General features: G+C 52.4%; 13 protein-coding genes, 8 tRNA genes and 1 riboswitch. Of the genes, 1 reads left to right on the top strand and 20 read right to left on the bottom strand.

Features of this window, described 5'->3' with window-relative positions:
• Window positions 1-164 precede the first annotated feature (164 nt).
• The 15 genes from LKH74_RS08125 to LKH74_RS08055 form a co-directional block, all read right to left on the bottom strand.
• The gene (locus LKH74_RS08125; protein WP_135367535.1) at window positions 165-770 is read right to left on the bottom strand and encodes a TetR/AcrR family transcriptional regulator; all 606 of its coding nucleotides are present in this window, start codon (window positions 768-770) and stop codon (window positions 165-167) included.
• Window positions 771-1,629: 859 nt separating this feature from the next.
• The gene (locus LKH74_RS08120) at window positions 1,630-4,128 is read right to left on the bottom strand and encodes an ATP-dependent Clp protease ATP-binding subunit (protein WP_287708204.1); all 2,499 of its coding nucleotides are present in this window, start codon (window positions 4,126-4,128) and stop codon (window positions 1,630-1,632) included.
• 17 nt (window positions 4,129-4,145) lie between these two features.
• Window positions 4,146-4,613 carry a CtsR family transcriptional regulator gene (locus LKH74_RS08115; protein WP_135367537.1) on the bottom strand — a complete coding sequence of 156 codons (468 nt, stop codon included), beginning with the start codon at window positions 4,611-4,613 and terminating at the stop codon, window positions 4,146-4,148.
• Between the two features lie 200 nt (window positions 4,614-4,813).
• Window positions 4,814-4,887 (bottom strand) — tRNA-Pro (locus LKH74_RS08110).
• 28 nt (window positions 4,888-4,915) lie between these two features.
• Window positions 4,916-4,989 (bottom strand) — tRNA-Pro (locus LKH74_RS08105).
• A 35-nt stretch (window positions 4,990-5,024) separates the two neighbouring features.
• Window positions 5,025-5,098, bottom strand: a tRNA-Arg gene (locus tag LKH74_RS08100).
• A gap of 20 nt (window positions 5,099-5,118) precedes the next feature.
• Window positions 5,119-5,204 (bottom strand) — tRNA-Leu (locus LKH74_RS08095).
• Between the two features lie 11 nt (window positions 5,205-5,215).
• Window positions 5,216-5,287, bottom strand: a tRNA-Gly gene (locus tag LKH74_RS08090).
• A gap of 27 nt (window positions 5,288-5,314) precedes the next feature.
• A tRNA-Thr gene (locus LKH74_RS08085) sits at window positions 5,315-5,387 on the bottom strand.
• A gap of 35 nt (window positions 5,388-5,422) precedes the next feature.
• A tRNA-Leu gene (locus LKH74_RS08080) sits at window positions 5,423-5,504 on the bottom strand.
• Between the two features lie 38 nt (window positions 5,505-5,542).
• Window positions 5,543-5,615: transfer RNA gene (locus LKH74_RS08075), tRNA-Val, on the bottom strand.
• A gap of 685 nt (window positions 5,616-6,300) precedes the next feature.
• On the bottom strand, window positions 6,301-7,572 hold the full coding sequence (gene serS / locus LKH74_RS08070; RefSeq protein WP_135367538.1) for a serine--tRNA ligase: 1,272 nt from the start codon (window positions 7,570-7,572) through the stop codon (window positions 6,301-6,303).
• 812 nt (window positions 7,573-8,384) lie between these two features.
• Window positions 8,385-9,017, bottom strand: a complete 633-nt coding sequence (locus tag LKH74_RS08065; protein WP_135367539.1) for a deoxynucleoside kinase — start codon at window positions 9,015-9,017, stop codon at window positions 8,385-8,387.
• Window positions 9,018-9,306: 289 nt separating this feature from the next.
• On the bottom strand, window positions 9,307-10,797 hold the full coding sequence (locus LKH74_RS08060; protein ID WP_179951128.1) for an amino acid permease: 1,491 nt from the start codon (window positions 10,795-10,797) through the stop codon (window positions 9,307-9,309).
• Window positions 10,798-10,916: 119 nt separating this feature from the next.
• Window positions 10,917-11,098: riboswitch (Lysine riboswitch) on the bottom strand.
• 60 nt (window positions 11,099-11,158) lie between these two features.
• Window positions 11,159-11,704: a GNAT family N-acetyltransferase gene (locus LKH74_RS08055; RefSeq protein WP_287708203.1), complete on the bottom strand. Its 546-nt coding sequence runs from the start codon at window positions 11,702-11,704 to the stop codon at window positions 11,159-11,161.
• A 174-nt stretch (window positions 11,705-11,878) separates the two neighbouring features.
• Between LKH74_RS08055 and LKH74_RS08050 the strand changes: the two genes are divergently transcribed.
• Complete coding sequence (locus LKH74_RS08050) at window positions 11,879-12,673, top strand: alpha/beta hydrolase (RefSeq protein WP_135367541.1); 795 nt, start codon at window positions 11,879-11,881, stop codon at window positions 12,671-12,673.
• A 684-nt stretch (window positions 12,674-13,357) separates the two neighbouring features.
• On the opposite strand, the gene LKH74_RS08045 is transcribed toward LKH74_RS08050, so the two are convergent.
• The 5 genes from LKH74_RS08045 to LKH74_RS08025 all read right to left on the bottom strand — a co-directional run bounded on the left by LKH74_RS08045 (window position 13,358) and on the right by LKH74_RS08025 (window position 17,050).
• Window positions 13,358-14,026: a phosphatase PAP2 family protein gene (locus LKH74_RS08045; protein ID WP_287708202.1), complete on the bottom strand. Its 669-nt coding sequence runs from the start codon at window positions 14,024-14,026 to the stop codon at window positions 13,358-13,360.
• A gap of 103 nt (window positions 14,027-14,129) precedes the next feature.
• Window positions 14,130-14,585: a threonine/serine exporter family protein gene (locus tag LKH74_RS08040; RefSeq protein WP_135367543.1), complete on the bottom strand. Its 456-nt coding sequence runs from the start codon at window positions 14,583-14,585 to the stop codon at window positions 14,130-14,132.
• 15 nt (window positions 14,586-14,600) lie between these two features.
• On the bottom strand, window positions 14,601-15,356 hold the full coding sequence (locus tag LKH74_RS08035; RefSeq protein WP_287708201.1) for a threonine/serine exporter family protein: 756 nt from the start codon (window positions 15,354-15,356) through the stop codon (window positions 14,601-14,603).
• A 469-nt stretch (window positions 15,357-15,825) separates the two neighbouring features.
• A complete protein-coding gene (locus tag LKH74_RS08030; RefSeq protein WP_287708200.1) occupies window positions 15,826-16,221 on the bottom strand; it encodes a hypothetical protein in 396 nt (131 codons plus the stop codon).
• 181 nt (window positions 16,222-16,402) lie between these two features.
• A complete protein-coding gene (locus LKH74_RS08025) occupies window positions 16,403-17,050 on the bottom strand; it encodes a metal-dependent transcriptional regulator (protein ID WP_287708199.1) in 648 nt (215 codons plus the stop codon).
• Window positions 17,051-17,089 lie beyond the last annotated feature (39 nt).

Genomic DNA, 17,089 nt, shown 5'->3' with positions numbered 1-17,089 from the left:
GCCCGGTTTTTTGGCAAAAAAAATCCAAAAACAAACTTGGAGCTTGCTTTTGGCTTCTTATAACGAACGCCACCGGACAATAGATCGGCGCGCTCAATTTCAGTTCACAGTTGCATACAAATGATATAGTACTAAATCTATTGGCAAATGTCAATAAGGAACCCTCACTTTTTGACCGCGACCCCAAATAAGATCAATCGAATCAATGCCAGGGTCTGGTCATGCTGCGATGCGTCGGCCGGCCCCACGTGATGGAACGTGTTGAAGAGCGGGCTCAGACTGGTCAGGTAAAATGAAGCCGCATCCTGGGCCGACAAGCCGGGCTGCAGTGTCACGATGCCCAGCTCGAAGAACTTCTGCAGCGGGCCCAGGTAGTCTTGCATGAAGACCATCCCCAGTTGCCGTTTGTTCTCCGGCTTCAAGAACCGGAAGCTGCTGTGGATCACCGTGAAGACGTCACGGGGATGGACCCCCGTCAGCACCTCTGTCACCGCCGCTAAGGCTTCGACCGGGTCGGGCTGCTCTGCGGTCGCCAACCGGTCATTAACGGCTAAGATGCCCTGCTGGACCTCCTGACCGACGCTCTTGATCACTTCAAGGAAGATAACCTCCTTGTCGCTAAAGTGGTGGTACAGTGCTGGCTGGGTAATGCCGACTTCTTTGGCAATCTCACGAGTGGAAGTCGCCTGATAGCCCCGCGCCAAGAACTGTTCTCTGGCAGCTTGTAAAATCGCTGCGTGTGTGTGGGTTAACTGTTCTTCTCTCTTCATCGCTCTCGTCCTTTCCTGACCGTCCGTCCTGGTCAGCCGGCTGGTTAGGGAACTTCCCGAAACAACCAGTGGCCAACACCCCGTCATCCAGGCGGTCAACTCGTAACTTTAGTTTACCACATCTCACTTATCACTTGTTAGACCAAGTCACAGTTCTTCGCAAACGTAATGTTTTCGCAAAAATGTTACCTGAACGTCGAACCTAAAATTGGTGAAACCAGGCGCCTGCGTCAGCCAGGGGTCCGCCTACTCTGGGGAACACAGCTTCACAGTGAAAGCTGGCCGCCTGCCGTCCGCCAAATATGGGTTGGAACGCGGTGGGCGGACCGGACCGAGCCTGAGGAGCGGTCTCGGCCTCGCTTTGAGCCGAAAATCGCGTCTCAAAGACGCCAGTTGTCTAAGCGCCATGAACCGCGCCGCTAAGACAACTCCCACGGCTGAACCCATATTTGGCGGACTCTCGGCTACATGAGTGATCGCCCATAACGATTGACTGAACCCTTGGTAGCAACTGGCCTATCAGCTAGCTTCCGGTCAACAGGTCATTACTGGATATCAATTTGTTGGCGGTAACTAAAGGTGGTATTAGCTGTGTTAACGGTATTACCTTGGGATTAGCCTACGGTGCAGACGATTTGCACGACTGATAGGCCCCAGCGCAATCCCCCCCACCCTAGACTGACGCAGGCGCCTAGGTTCACTAGTTCTGCCCGTGTTTATCAGCCATCCCCATTGCGGCACCAACAACAGTCTAATCTCACAACAAAAAGCGTCCAGCACCACCGCCGACTAGCAGTGATACTGGACGCTTCGTTATTTTTCAAACTGGTTTGACTGGTCACCTAGAACAGACCACTGGCTAGTGACTCGCCACCGTCTTCGGTGTTCCCTTGGCGTCGGTTGATTTCACGTTGACCGTGACCTCACCCTTCGTGGCGCCAATCGTGACTTGGTCGCCCGTCTTGATTTCGCCATTTAACAGAGATTCGCTCAGCTTATCTTCGACCTGTGTTTGCAGTGCCCGCCGAATTGGCCGTGCACCGTATTCCGGATCAAAGCCCGCCTTGGCGACGGCATCGACCGCGGCTGGCGTGATCTTGAGCTTGATGTTTTGTTCTGCCACGCGGTTGACGATGCGCTTGGCCATCAACTTCACGATTTCGTGGAGTTCTGGCTTCTTTAATGAATGGAAGATGACCGTTTCGTCGATTCGGTTCAGGAATTCTGGCCGGAACGATTGCTTCAGGGTCTCCCGAATCGTGGCTGCCATAGCCTTGTAGCTATCCGCCATGTCTTCGGCGCCAAAGCCCACGGTCTTTTCATCCCGCAGCTTCGTGGCCCCTAAGTTAGAGGTCATGATCAAGATGGTGTTCCGGAAGTCGACCTTGCGACCCTTGGAATCCGTCAGGTAACCATCGTCCAAGACCTGCAGCAAGATGTTGAAGACATCCGGGTGGGCCTTTTCCACTTCATCGAAGAGAACCACGGAGTAAGGCTTTTGCCGAACTTTTTCGGTCAATTGCCCACCTTCGTCGTAGCCCACGTAACCGGGTGCTGACCCGATCAACCGACTGGTAGAGTACTTTTCCATGTATTCGCTCATGTCGACCCGAATCATGTTGTCTTCAGACCCGAACATGGCTTCAGCCAAGGCCTTGGCCAATTCCGTCTTCCCGACACCGGTAGGTCCCAGGAACATAAATGAGCCAATTGGCCGGTTCGGATCCTTGAGGCCAGACCGTGCCCGCCGGATGGCCCGAGAAACCGCCGAAACGGCTTCTTCTTGACCAATGACCCGTTCGTGCAAGATCTTTTCCAAATTAACCAGGCGATCCGCGTCCGTTTGCTTCAACTGCGTAACCGGTACCCCGGTCCATTCAGCGACCACATCGGCCACGTCTTCACCCGTCACGTTTAAGCTGTAGTGCCGGTCATCCGTGTCCGCCTTTTCAGCGTCCTTGGCTTCACGCGCATCCACCTTTTCCCGTAAGGCCATTTCCTCGGTCCGCAACTTAGCGGCCCGTTCGAAGTCTTGGTCTTCGATGGCCTTTTCCTTGGCTTCTGCCAAGTCCTTGAGTTCTTGGTCCTGCTTAGACGCAGCGGTCGGCTTGTCCATTTGGTCGATCCGTACTTTGGCGGACGCCTCATCCATCAAGTCGATGGCCTTATCTGGCAAGAACCGGTCGCTGATGTAACGCGTGGACAATTTGACAGCTTGGTCAATGGCATCATCCGTGATGTTGACGTGATGATGGTCTTCATACCGTGGCCGCAAGCCATTCAAGATTTCCTTGGCTTCTGCCGGCGTCGGTTCGTTGACTTGGACCGTCGCAAACCGCCGTTCCAAAGCGGCATCGGATTCGATGTACTTTTGGTATTCGTCCAGCGTCGTTGCCCCAATGGTTTGAAGTTCGCCGCGGGCCAGTGCTGGCTTTAAAATGTTGGAGGCGTCAATAGCCCCTTCAGCCCCACCAGCACCGATCAGCGTGTGCAATTCATCAATGAACAGAATCACATGACCATCGTTGTAAATTTCTTCGATGACTTTCTTCAGGCGATCTTCAAATTCGCCCCGGTACTTGGTCCCCGCGACCAGTGAGCCCATGTCGAGCATCATCAGGCGCTTGTCCTTCATATCATCGGGAACGTTGCCGGCCACGATGCGTTGGGCCAAGCCTTCCGCAATCGCCGTCTTCCCGACTCCGGGTTCACCGATCAAAACTGGGTTGTTCTTGGTCCGGCGACTCAGAATTTGAATGACGCGCTTAACTTCCTTGTCCCGGCCAACCGTCGGATCCATCCGGCCTTCCTTCGCCGCATCCGTTAAGTTGCGAGCCAGGGAGTCCAGCGTTGGCGTACCGCCCTGAGGCGTGTTGCGCCGGTTACGATCCGCATTGCGCCGCTTCGGCGTATCCGCAATGCCCAATTTCCGCAAGACTACCTTGCGAGCATCGGTCAAGTCGACATTTAAGTTCTTCAAGATCCGTGATGACAGAATCGTGTCGTCACTGAGCAGGGCTAACAGTAAGTGCTCCGTGCCAATCTTCATCGCACCCAGCCGCTTGGCTTCATCGCCAGCCATGGCCAGCATTGATTTTGCCTTAGGTGAGTACGGCAAGTAGCTATCCTTATCCAGGTTCGCCAAGGTCCCGTAACCCGTGAACCGTTCGATCTCTTCGCGAACATCATCATCGCTAACGGAGAATTGTTGTAAGACCTTGTTGGCAATCCCGTTCTTTTCAATGGTGAGGGCTAACAGCAAGTGTTCCGTACCGACTGCTTGGTGCTTGAAATATTTTGCTTGTTCCTGTGCCAAAACAAGGACGCTCTTAGCACTCGGTGTAAATAGGTTATCCATTGCAACTCCTCACTTTCTTAACTCTCGTAACGTAAGTGGTTTAAAATCGATACCAAAATCTGGGCGCGGACCCGCTCACTGGTCTGGCGGTCGCCAGTGTGAACGGCATCCTTTTCGATCGCAGCCAAAATGATATTGGCCTCACGCCGATTAATGGTACCAGCCTCAAATAGGCTCCGCACAACGGCCAAGCCATCGTGGCGGGTAATGTGATCACCCACCGCGCTGACGAGTGAATCGATGAAATCCAGGTTGTCTAGCAACTTGACCTTTTCGATTCGAATGTACCCGCCGCCCCCGCGTTTACTCTCCACGACATAGCCGTCTTGAATCGTAAAACGGGTCTTGATCACGTAATTGATCTGGGAAGGTACCACGTTGAACTGATCAGCGATTTCCGCGCGCCGGATCTCCACCTGCTGAGACTCAGCCAAAATCTGCTTGAGGTAAGACTCAATAATATCTGAAATATTTTGATTCTCCATTATCGTCCCCCCTTCGGTGCAGTTCTTCTGACTAATGTTGACTAATATTATACGAACTTTCCATGAAAATGCAACGGATTAGACCGCGATTTCTTCGGAAGTCCTGGAAGATAAGCATACCAAAAAAACGGCCGACTTCCAAACGATTAGTAAGGAGGTCGGCCGTTAAACAGCTTTTATGTAATTTCGGGATAAAAAAATCGGGAAGACAAGATTTGAACTTGCGACCCCCACGTCCCGAACGTGGTGCTCTACCAAGCTGAGCTACTTCCCGAAATAGCCCGCTGACAAATGTCAGTTAATCGGGAAGACAGGATTCGAACCTGCGACCCCCTGGTCCCAAACCAGGTGCTCTACCAAGCTGAGCTACTTCCCGAAAAGCACTTATGCGGTAAACATAAGTAACAAAAATGCACCCAGTAGGAGTCGAACCTACAACCTTCTGATTCGTAGTCAGACACTCTATCCAGTTGCGCTATGGGTGCATAATGATTATTCAATTAAATGCCGAGGACCGGGATCGAACCGGTACGGTCATCACTGACCGCAGGATTTTAAGTCCTGTGCGTCTGCCAATTCCGCCACCCCGGCAAAAGGGCAAAAGCGGAAGACGGGATTCGAACCCGCGACCCCCACCATGGCAAGGTGATGTTCTACCACTGAACTACTTCCGCAAATTGGCTATTAAATTAATGGAGCCATGCCGACTAGAGGATTCGAACCTCCGACCTCCTCATTACTAGTGAGATGCTCTGCCAACTGAGCTAAGTCGGCAAAATATTTTTAAAATATTTTGCAATATTTAGTTATGCAGGTGAAGGGACTCGAACCCCCACGTCATAAGACACTAGAACCTAAATCTAGCGCGTCTGCCAGTTCCGCCACACCTGCAACGTTGGCGAACTAACCGCCAGGGACCTTGGTCCCGATGGAGGATACAGGGCTCGAACCTGTGACCCTCTGCTTGTAAGGCAGACGCTCTCCCAACTGAGCTAATCCTCCATGGACTTTCAAATGAGAAACAATGTCCTCGTTTGAAACAACTATTATAATTTACCATGCCGAGCAAATGATGTCAACAACTTTTTTGAAATCTTTTTGAATAAATATTCGTTAGCTGAATAACTACTCGGTAAGCAACAAATAATATTCTAACCTACTAGCGAAGAAAAAGCCAGCCTTTTTTCAAAATAATTTGAATTTTTCATTCACGACGATGCGCGGTGACTCCGGTAGCAGCCTCTTTTGGCTGTCGGAATTAACCAACAAAAACTATTTTATACGAAGGACCCAGACGCGTCAATAAGAAATTTCAAAAATATTCAAAAAAATGAGTTTTTACCTAAAATTCTTTTGTCCCCCTGACTGGGTTTCCGCTTAGCCTCCCTGGTCAGGGGCAAATAAAAAGGCCAGGACATCTGCCCTGACCCGCGTTCTCTCTCGGTCACTATTGTCAGTAATTGAAAGAGACTTGTTTCAATGTTGATTTATTTACATACGTTGACTGCCAAGATACCCATTCCCCTAGCAAGTAAACTAGGATCAAGCACCAACTTTAACTAGCCGAAACGTGTGTCCAAGGGCAGTCGGTTCCGCTTAACCCTGCTACCCAAATTATCCAGGTTCGGGATAATCCGGGTAGCAGCCTTAATGCTCGCCGACTAACCGCCTTTGAGCCCACTCTCAACTATTTGGTAATCTTGGTCACACCGCCCATGTAAGGCACCAGGACGTCTGGAATCGTCACAGAGCCATCGGCGTTTTGATAGTTTTCCAAGATAGCGGCAACGGTCCGGCCAACCGCCAAGCCAGAGCCGTTCAAAGCGTGCACGTATTGCAGCTTGCCGTTGTCGTCGCGATATTGGATGTGCGCCCGACGTGCTTGGAAGTCCGTGGTGTTGGAGCAGCTGGAAATTTCCCGGTAGGTGTTTTGTTCTGGGAACCAGACTTCCAAATCATGCGTCATCGCCGCCGTAAAGCTCATGTCACTGGTCGTCAGGGTAATCACGTGGTAAGCCAGTCCTAACTTCTGTAAGAGGCTCTCAGCGTGCTTCGTCAAGGCTTCCAGTTCATCCCAGGAGTTTTCTGGTTTACAGAACTTGACCATTTCGACCTTGTTGAATTGGTGCAAGCGAATCAAGCCCCGGGTATCGCGACCGGCACTGCCGGCTTCGGACCGGAACGCTGGCGTCAAGGCCGTGAACCAAACTGGCAGGTCCTCTTCAGGAATCACTTCGTCGCGGTAGTAGTTGACCAGAGGGACTTCGGCCGTTGGAATCAAGGTCATATCTTCATCACGGAGTTGGTAAACATCTTCCTTGAACTTAGGGAATTGACCGGTACCGTACATGGAATCGTCGTTCACGATGTAAGGTGGCAAGACTTCCTTGAAGCCCGCCTTGGTGTTTTCATCCAAGAAGAAGTTGTAAACGGCCCGTTCCAACCGGGCGCCTAAGCCCAGGTAGTACAGGTAACGGCTCCCGGAAACCTTGGCCCCGGCTTCAAAGTCCAAGATGCCCAGGTCTTCCCCGAGTTCATAGTGGGCCTTAGGCGTAAAGTCCATGTTTGGCTTCTCGCCCCACTGCCGCAATTCCACGCTACCGTCTTCGGTCAATCCAACGGGCACGTTGTCGTTGGGAATGTTAGGCAAATGGGCCGCCGCATCGTGGACCTGGGCCTTTAACGTATCCAGTTGGGCATCAATGTCCTTGATCTCCCCACTGACCTGCCGCATTTCGGTGATCTTGTCGTTGGCATCTTGCTTGTTGCGCTTCAGTTGAGAAATTTCGTCAGACACCGTGTTGCGTTGGGCCTTCATGGTTTCGCTCTTGACGATCAGTTCCCGCCGCTTGGCATCCAAGGCCAACAAACTGTCGATATCAGCGGGATCCACCCCCCGCGTGGCTAATTTTTCTTTGATAAAATCTGGTTCTTGGCGAATCAATTTTAAATCTAACATGCTGTTTTCTCCTCTCTTTTTTCGCGGATGGTACAAAAAAGGCCTCCGTCACATGGGACGAAGACCTTCGCGGTACCACCCAAGTTCGTAACTGGCGACCCAGTTACACCCTTGAACATGATAACGGTTTGCACCGTGCGGCATTACCCGCCCACGAATTCTCGTGCTGGAATCTTCGACGTCGCGGTTTGCAGCATCCCCCGCTTCTCTGGCCGTCTACTAAATAGGCACAACGTGTTTTTGATTAATCTCATCATACCGCATTTCTCGGCAGATAACAATTACTAACTATAGTTTCTGGCAACACTCCGCCTTACCGTTGCGCTAGCGGAAACCAGTGCCTGCGGCTGCCAGGGATTCTGCCTGCTATGGGGACCGCCTGCAGCCCAGAAGCGGGCTTCCGGCTCGCTTTGAAGCCTGGCATAACCCGCCAGTCTCCAAAGTCGTCCCACGCACTAACCTGGCAAGCAACGCCAGGTAACTGCGTCGACACAGCTGGCGCCACCCCTGGCCTCCTCCGGCAGATTGTCCGTTGCATCAACCAAGATGACTGCCAACAGTTCGTCCGCACTCAGCTAGTAGTGGTGACTATCACCACCGTAGCCGAGAGTGGAGCGAAAGTTGTGCTCAGCCGTGGGAGTTCCCTTAGCGGTGTTCTTGGCCGCTTAGGGAACTGGCGTCTTTGAGACGCGAACTGTCGGCTCAAAGCGAGGGCGAGACCGCTCTTTGGCTCGACTGGTCCGCCCACCGCGTTCCAGCACAACTTTCGCGCAACGGTAGGCGGCCAGCCCCGGCCACGTTGCCACTAAAACCTAGAGTGAGGCGATCTTTTCGTCGATGAGTTGGAGCACTTGCTTGCGGGCTGCGGGGTCTTCCACGAAGTCCAGCTTGTCGCCGTCGATTTGCATCTTAGGGGACTTGTCGTAAGCGTTGTACCAATCCACGTAACGTTGGTCCAGTTCTTGGTAGTACTTGTACAGGCTCGGATCGTGATCGATTTGTTCGTATGAACGCCCACGCTTCTTGATGCGTTCCAACATCGTTTCAAACGAAATGTTGATGTGGATCAATAAGTCGGGGTTCTTCTTGTGCGTGGCGTCTGGTAATTCTTGCATCATGTTAGCCAGTAAGGAATCGTAAATGTCGACTTCCGTACTAGTAGCCCGGCCCAAGTCGGCGTTCAAGTGAAAGAGCAAGGAATCTTCAAAGATTGACCGATCCAAGACACTTTCATCGTCGGCGTTGGCAGCCTTGATGCTGTCCAGCCGCTTGTTTAAGAAGTAAATTTGTAACAAGAAAGCATACTTCTGCGGGTTCTGGTAGAACAGTGGCAAGATCTTGTTGTCATCCACTGATTCGTAAAATGCTGGTTTGTTTAAGTGTTCGGCTAACAAAGTGGTTAAACTCGTTTTGCCAGCGCCAATAGTTCCCGATAATACAAGCATGCAATCTTCTCCTTTAAATACACCGGGTCCGTGACCGCAGCCACCGGAACCCCCTATCTCTACGTAAACTGGGTCCGGTAGGCATTTGCGCCACTGACCCCGTCCAAAAATTCAACACCACATATTGTACCAACCTCCCGGATAAAAGACAATATGTCGTGGCCATTTTCTTAATCTCACTGGGCACAAAACGACGTCCAAGCCGGAAGTGTCCAGCTTAGACGCCGTCAATTTTTATTTAAAATTTCGTGTGCCCACACTTAATTTCAGATAATCGTTTGTCACAACACTACTTGTTTTCCTTCAGCGTCCCATCGCGGTGCACTGGGGAAACGTCGACTTCACTCAGTGGAATCAACTTAGTGTGCTTCTTGATCTTGTAGCCAATGTAGAGGATCAAGACCAGTGGCACACTAATGTAAGTGACCAGCACTTGTTCCCAGTTACCTGAGAAGAAGGATTGTGGGTCTTGCCCAACAATGACGGCCACACACAGTGCCAAGGCTAAGATTGGGCCAACTGGGAACCACTTTGCATGGTAACTCAGTTCGGACAACTTGTGCCCTTGCTTGATGAATGCGCGGCGGAACCGGTAATGCGATAAGGCAATACCGAACCAAGCAATGAAGCCGGTTAAACCACTCGCAGCAACCAACCACATGTAAATTTCTGGACCGGCAATACTACTGATGAAGGTCAATGCGGCAACAATGGTCGTGGCGAACAAGGCAGGATAAGGAATCCCATTCTTCCCAGTCCGTTCAAACAACCGTGGGGCGTAACCTTCCTTAGACAAGGAGTACAACATCCGCGTGGAAGCGTACATCCCGGAGTTAGCGGCGGAAATGACTGACGTCAAGATAACCGCGTTCATGACACTAGCGGCAGCGGCCAAGCCGGCACGCTGGAAGACCAACGTGAAGGGACTGATGGCGATGTCACTGGCAGATGAACCCAACAGGTCCTTACTGGTGTAAGGTAAGACAGCGGCGATAACAAAGATGGCTAAGATGTAGAATAAAATGATTCGCCAGAAAACAGAATTGATTGCCTTAGGAACACTGTGTGCAGGATCTTCAGATTCACCAGCCGTAATCCCGACTAATTCAGTTCCTTGGAACGAGAACCCGGCAACCACGAACACACTCAAAATGGCAGGGAAGCCACCAACGAATGGCGCCTTCTTGTAGGTGAAGTTACCTAAGCCAGTGGCGTGACCACCCATGATGCCCACGATGGTCATCAACCCAACGGCCAAGAAGATAAAGATCGTAACGACCTTGATCAACGACATCCAAAATTCCGTTTCACCGAAAGCTTGGACGGCTAGGGCGTTGATGATAAAGACGACGGCCAAGGCCACGGCACTCCAGATCCAACTTGGGACCCCGGGTAACCAGAACTTCATGACTAACGCAGCGGTCGAAATGTCGACGGCCACGGTGATGGCCCAATTGAACCAGTAGTTCCAGCCCATCGCAAACCCTAAGGCTGGATCAACATACTTGGCTGAATACGCCGCAAACGACCCGGAGATTGGCATGTTGGTGGCCATTTCGCCCAAACTGGTCATCAGGAAGTAAACCATCAGCCCCATGGCCACGTAGGCAGCTAACGCACCACCAGGACCGGCGGTGGAAATTGCTGACCCACTGGCAACGAATAACCCAGTCCCGATACAGCCACCTAACGCGATCATTGACACGTGACGCGTCTTGAGTCCCCGCTTGACCTGATCAGAGGCCATGCTGGTTGTTGCGTTTGTCATATTCTGTTCCATAAAAATTTCCTCCTTCATGATTAGAAGGACTTCCTCGAAACGACCCGGGCCAATAAAAAAATCTCCTTCGCCAGAAAAGCCCGCGAAAGAGATTGGAAGTTTCATTATTCCAAGTCAATATCGTTGAAAGCGCCCCGCAACCCATATTTGGCTGCGACAGTCCCTGATCTGTTGAACCAGGACCCAACCACCACGCTATGCCCTCACGTGTTGATTTCGGCGACCGCCCCTTTAACTTTCCTTCAGTGATGTGACCCATCTCCGGAAAGCGACTCTTGTTGGTCGCGCCTCTTCTATTCGATACTTTGTAGTATACCATCCCCAACTCACATTGCAAGACGAAACCTTAAAAAAGTGCCCATTAATTTTTCTCGGCCAGTAAATCTAAGCGATAAAGTCGTTCAGGTGTCGCCGCTTGACCCCCAATCGTTGGGGCTTCAAAATGCGGTAAAACCACCGTGAAACCAAGCTTTTCAAGCACCCGTTGTGAACGGTGATTGGTCACTAAGCACGTCGCCCAAACCGTCTGCGGGCGTTGCTTTGCCCGTTGAACTAACAACAGGCTTCCAGCCAAGGCTTCGGGCATGAGGCCCTGCCCCCAGTCAACGGGATCTAGGAAATACCCCAGGTCGTAAGCGTCATCACTGGGCGCCCCGGTGTCCGTTTGGTGCTGGTAAAATAAAATCGTTCCCATGAACCGCTGGGTACTCTTGTCCTCAATCGTAAAGGCAAAGGGACTTTGACGGTCGGCCGCTAGCCAACGTTTGATCTGCGCCGAGGATACGTCAGCCGGTGACCCATTAGCCGCCGCCACCGCGGGTATCGTCAACAGGCGCTGATAGCCGGGCAAGTCGCTTTCCGTTAGTGGCCGTAGCCGGACCCGGGCTGTTTCTAAAATTCGTTCCATTCCCATTTCCCTCTTTTCCAGTTCCCCGCTAAATGCGTTATACTTTAACCATACAGCGGTGGGCACCATTCCATTGGCCGTAGCGGCCTGGGACAGCGCAGCCCAGTTGCTGGCTGGCCCACCGCTGTCAAAACCGTTAAATCCTATCATGACTTATTTCAGGAGGTTTCGCAATTGAAAACAATCACTTTGCCACTGGCACCGAACTCGCCAGCTTACTTACAAGCTTATCTGCGGCAGCCCGCAACCGACACGGGAACTTACCCCGCCATCATCATCGTTCCGGGTGGGGCTTACACCCACATTCCTGAACAACAAGCCGAAGACCTCGCCTTGGCCTGGTCGGCACGGGGCTATCAAGCCTTCTTCTTGCGCTACACGTTCAGCGGCGAAAAGGCCCCGCTCCTACCCACACCGGTCGTGGAATTGGCCAAGAGTGTCGCCCTCTTGCGGCGCAACGCCAGTGCCTGGTTGATCGACACCGACCACATCTTCGTGGCGGGCTTTTCCGTCGGCGGCCACATCACTGCGTTGTTCAACGACCTGTGGCATGACGACGACTTCAACCAGTTGGCCGGCACGACGCCATACGAAATCAAGCCGCGTGCCGTCATCCTCAGCTACCCGGTCATCACCCCGGCCGCCGGTTACCCGACCGACGCCGAGACCCTGGCTAAGTGGACCGATGACCCCGACCAAATCGCGGCGGATAAGCGCGTCACGCCGCGCAACGTGGCCACCTTCATCTGGGTCACGGCCGAAGATCCCCTGGTCCCCGTTCAAAATGCGTTGGCCTACGCGCAGGCCTCAATCGCCAATCACGTCGACACCGAACTCCACGTCTTCCACCAAGGCCCCCACGGCTTAGCACTGGCCAACCAGGTCACCGCCTGGAAGCCGGGCACCAACCTGCCTCACGTGGCCCACTGGATGGACCTCGCCGAAGAATGGCTGCATGAACTGGATTAGTGCGATCCATGGCGTTTTCAGCCTCACAATGCGAACTGGCCGCCTACCGTTCGCCAAATATGGGTTGGAGCGCTGGGGCGGACGGGTCGAGCCAAAGGGCGGTCTCGACGCCTCGCTTTGAGCCGAGAAACACGTCTCAAAGACGCCAGTTGCCTAAGCGGCAAGAACCGCGCCGCTAAGGCAACTCCCACGGCTGAACCCATATTTGGCGAACTCTCGGCTACAAAAGTGCTTACCAACAACAATCGGCTTAACCCTTGGTAGTAACCCATTTGTCAGTTAGCTCTCAGCTAGTACAGTGTTGCTGATAGCCATCAACTTTGCCGGAGGCAGCCAGGGTGGAGGTGTTCCCCAGAGCAGGCGGAACTCTGGCTGACGCAGACGCTTGGTTTCACCAATCTCAAGTGTCAGAGCGCCGCTGTTACGGTGTTCAACGCATTAATTTTAGGTTCAACCTTTAACTGAATGAAATGGAGCGGGGATTCGCAGGCAGTCATTGTCTGTGGGCCCTCGTTTTTTTTGCGTCGATTCAGCGCGTCGATCGCCTTTGCATAGCTGAAACGTGCGCCAACAGACAACTGGTTCTGCTTAACACCGCTAGGCAGTTAACCGCCTGTTGGCCCACTCTTATTTTTAGGTAATCAAAAAGAGCCCGGAAAAATCCCAAGCCCTTTGGTGTGACGCTTAAATTTCTGAACGCTTGAGCAACGGCCAGTTCTGCATGACCGGCGCCAAGCGAATGTAGAGCCCTTCAGCAAATTGTAACCACAGGTAAGCCAGTAAGACGGCGCCGATGGTATCTGTTGGGAAGTGGGCATTTAAGTAGACCCGTGAGATCATGACTAGTCCCATCCAGACGATCAAGAGAATGCGCACGATCCAGGCCTTCCATGCCGCCGCAATCATTGGTACCAAGATGACCCAGATCATCGCGATCAACAGGAAGGTGCCGAAGACGTGACCACTGGGGAAACTATAGCCATCGTCAATGGCTAAGTGGGTCGAAGGTCGGGCCCGTTTGACCAGGTTCTTGACCAGCGACGCCAGTACATCCCCGCCGGCTAAGGTCGCCAGACACCACAGCGCGGGAATCTTGAACTTGAACCCCCACAGCAGGAAGGCCAAGATCAGCACCCAAATGATATCCAACTTAGGCTCTGCCAGGCTCGTCACCCCGCGGTACAGCAGCGTCTTCCACTCCGGTTGATTCTTCTGGATCACGTCGACAATCGACGAATCCAAGAACTCGACGTAGGCATTTTGCGCCTTTATGTAGATGGCCACGACCAAGAACAAGGCCGTTGCCAAGGTAAATTTCCACGGCCGGTCCCGGTCCCGATTAAATAACATCATAGTTAACTATTCCTTTCGTCATACCCGATTCTGGGAAAACCCCTAGCAATGAGTATACCACCCCGGGGGCAAATTTCTAGCGTTTCCGCCAGTATTAACACTTTCATAAACGCTTGTGGTGCCGCCAAAACCGGCGTTGAATCCGGTTGACCAATTCTGACAGCAAGAAGCCAAAGGCAATGGCGCCGGAGATCATCACAACCTGGAGTAAGAAGACGAAGGCCGTCGAGTTTTGCCCCAGCGCGAAGTTCTTGATCATTTGATACGCTTGCCCGCCCGGCACCAGTGGCACGATGGCGGGGATGTTGAAGAGGATCATCGGCATTTTCTTGATTTTAGCCGCCTGTAGCGAGGCGACCCCGATGGCTACAGCGCCCAATAGATTACCGACTACGTAGCCGCCGCCCCATAGGACCGTGAAGCGGTACAACACGTACCCCAACACACCGATCCAGCCGCCCACGTTGAGCGCCCGCCGTGGGATATTGATCAGGATTCCAAAGGCAATCGTCGCCACATAGGTCCCGCCGACCTCAATGATAAATTCTAAGACAGACATCCCAGCGTCTCCTCTCTATAGAAATTGCAAGACCATGGCAATGCCAAAGCCAATCGCCGCCGCACTGACCAACGCCTCCACGCCCCGGGCCGGTCCACTGACCAGATTGCCCGCTAAAATATCGCGCACCGAGTTGGTGATGGGCACCCCCGGTACCAGCGGCATGACGCTACCGATGATAATATCATCGACGCTGTTGCCCAGGCCCCAATGGACAAAGACCACCGCCATGACGCCAATCGCCGCGGCCGACGTGAATTCGGACAGGAAACGAATCTGAATGTATTTGTTCAAAATGTAGTAGACCCACCAGCCCAGCATCCCCACTAGACAGGTGATCCAAAAGTCGGGCAGGTTGTGGCGAAAGACTACTTCCAACGGGCCACTGACCAGCGCCGCAGCCACCAGTTGTAGCCAAAAGGGAAAATAACGACTGACGCTATCCAAGTGATCCAGCCGGTCCGCAAACTGGCGCAAGTTGATCTTATGGTCGGCGTATTGCCGCGACAGGTCATTGACGACCGCATTTTTTTCCAAGTCAAAGGTCCGACGCTTGACAGGCTCAATTTGCGCGCCCACCTCGCCGTTGATGGCCATCAAGATCCCGGTGATCATCACGAACAACTGACTGGTCTGGGCCCCGGCATTGTGGGCGATTCGGGTCATCGTGTCCTCGACCCGCTCAATTTCCGACCCATTTTCAATCATGATGCGCCCTGCAGTCAACGCTGTGTGTAAAATCAGCTGATCCCGTTTCTTTTGACTACTCATCTCCGTCCCTCTCTTCTCGCACGTGTTTTTTTCATTATACGGCATGCCACCGGCCGGGGAAATACGCAATCAGCTTTTTCCGTAAAACTTTTCAAATTTGACCGTGAATCTAATCCGCTCCAGTCGCCTTACCGTTGCGTGAAATTCTGGGCTGGAACGCTGGGGAAGGTTCTAACCACCAAGATTGGCTAAACCAGCTGCCTCCGGCGGGTGAGCGCTTATCCATCTACGATGTGTTAGACCAGCCTCAACGTTCAATCGGCCTTAACATCAGACGGATAAATCGGTTGGTCTTCCCCCGGTAACCGACGCTTCACCGATAAATCCATTTCAAAACACGAGGCCATCCCCCACTACAAATCAAAAGGCCCAAGGCGAATAGACGGCCCTGGACCCTAGTCTTAGTCAATCGAATTTAAAAACTACTCAGTCGGCGACAACTGACACAGCCTCCTGGTTTAACTCACCATCATTTAACGTAATACGACGTGACCGTGTCAAACGACCACTTCAAAGCTGGCTTTCCCTTGTACTGGGTCTTGCGCAAGACGTTGTACTTCCCGACCTGCTGGCCCTTGGCGATTTGAAAGACCGAAACCTTCTTCTTGCCAATATGTACACCCAGTTGCTTTTTCTGGTAGCTGCCGAAATGGCTCTTGAAGGACCGGGCGCCAATCTTGAGCTTGAGGCCCTTCTTCAGATGACCCGTTGAGTGTTTCAAGTGCCACGTCCCCCGGTAGGCCTTGGGAATCTTCTGATACATATTTTGCTTTGCGGCGGCTGGTTGCGGCTGTTGTAAGGCCGTCGTGGCCCCAACGCCGAGTGTCGCCACGGCTAACACCGTCAGTAATTTTTGTCGAAACATGATAATCCGCTCCCTTCACTATTGATAATATCATGAAAGCGTTTAAATTCAGCTCATTTTGCCTAAAAAAAACGAACCTAGGACAAAATCTCCCAGGCTCGTTCACGTCACCTTTGCATAGCTGAAACGTGCGCCTAAAGGCAACCGGCTAATCGCCTTTTGGCCCATTCTCCTACTCGATCTATTTCACAAAAATATAATGTGCTGCCTTGTAACTGACGATCAGCTCGGCGTTATCCGTCAGGTTTTGGACCGTCACTGGCCCCTCGAACGGATCGTGCTTGATGACCTTCAATTGGTCACCGATGTCTAACTTCAAGTCACCCAAGTACGTCAACAGATCGTGATTGTCAATGAACCGATCGACCGAAACGATATCCCCATCGGCCGCGTCATTGAGCACGGTGTGAGAATCTTCGTGGTAGTGGCCGTAGCGGTCGGGAATCACGCCGCCATGCGGACAATGCGTGGGGTTCCCCAGCATGTCGTCTAAGGCGTTGACCAACTTGGCACTCGTGACGTGTTCCAAGACCTCCGCTTCATCGTGCACGTCTGGCAAGTCATAATCCAGCTTTTCCACCAGAAAGTCTTCCCAGATCCGGTGCTTACGAACCAAATCCTCGGCCAGCCGAATTCCCTTACTGGTCAGGGAAATCCCGGCGTAGGGCGTGTGTTCCGCCAAACCTTCTGCGGCCATCTTGTTAACCATTTCGGTCACGGAGCCAGCCGCAATATTTAAGCTGATGGCAATTTGCTTATTGGAAACCTTTTTCTGTTTCCCACCCAGCTCAAAAATAATCTTTAAATAATCCTCCTTCATCGGAGTCATCACTGTTCACCTCATCTAGATAATGCCTCATTTATACCG

Origin of the sequence: Levilactobacillus sp., from assembly GCF_022646225.1 — a bacterium.
Classification (GTDB): domain Bacteria; phylum Bacillota; class Bacilli; order Lactobacillales; family Lactobacillaceae; genus Levilactobacillus; species Levilactobacillus suantsaiihabitans.
This window is presented reverse-complemented; position numbering and strand designations above follow the sequence as displayed.